This is a genomic window from Pseudomonas sp. P4_C3 (genome assembly GCF_056402075.1).
Map to the genome: position 1 here is coordinate 1 of NZ_JBFUIC010000701.1, position 904 is coordinate 904.

2 protein-coding genes are annotated in these 904 nt (G+C 49.8%); one reads left to right on the top strand and one right to left on the bottom strand.

What is annotated here, in order from left to right; genetic code table 11:
• Positions 1-282, top strand: a 282-nt coding sequence (locus AC1DVH_RS31880; RefSeq protein WP_477757135.1) for a hypothetical protein, incomplete at its 5' end; no start/stop codon positions are given.
• Between the two features lie 117 nt (positions 283-399).
• On the opposite strand, the gene AC1DVH_RS31885 is transcribed toward AC1DVH_RS31880, so the two are convergent.
• Positions 400-843, bottom strand: a complete 444-nt coding sequence (locus AC1DVH_RS31885; protein ID WP_477757136.1) for a hypothetical protein — start codon at positions 841-843, stop codon at positions 400-402.
• Positions 844-904: the final 61 nt, after the last annotated feature.

The window sequence follows — 904 nt, forward strand, 5'->3', positions numbered from 1 at the left end:
GATATGCGTGTTGGCCCACGTCGGGGTTATGTTGATGCAATGCGCACGAATGTTCTTGCTCCACCAGGAAATCTCCATGAAAAACTTCTCATCAGGAAACAAAAAACCATGATCGCGTGTGCTGCTGCCAGGGGGCATGCCACCTTTATATATCCGGTGTTGTACATTCCAGATGAACCGCAATTCGTCTTCGCCATTCTTGGAGTAATGAACTGTCGCGGCGGGCAGCACAATAATTTGCCAGAGGGCGATCAGCAGAAGAACCAGCAATGGCAGCAATAGCGGTATCAACGGAATCCATAGCCACCGAATGTAACGGAACCGAGGTTTATTTGCAGGAATGGACACGAGCTCCATCTCCCAGAATCGCACTGCATATCGCTTTGATCCCTTGGCTCTTCATGGGCTCGCTGTATCAGTGATGCATTGTTTTAGTCGATGCGAATCCGTGCCGCTGCCTTCGCTGCGATCAATATCGCCATTGGCATCGAGGTAGATGTGCGTATTGGACCATGTCGGGGTGATATTTACGCAGTGTCGGAGATCTTTATCGTTCCACCAAGAGACCTCCATGAAAAACTTCTCATCTGGAAACAAGAACCCATGATCTCGTGTGCTGCCGCCTGGAGGGAGGCCTCCTTTGTAAATCCGGTGTTGCACATTCCAGATGAACCGCAGTTCGTCAACGCCGTTCTTGGAGTAATGGACGATTGCGGTAGGCAACACAATAATTCGCCAGAGGACAATCAGCAAAAGCACCAGCAGGGGCAGTAATAGCGGTAGCAACGGAATCCATAGCCACTTAATGTAACGTGTTCTTGGTTTATTTACAGACGTGGACACGGACTCCATCCCCCCAGTTCTCTTATGGAACTGCCAGCACTTTATTCATGATCATCTGCGC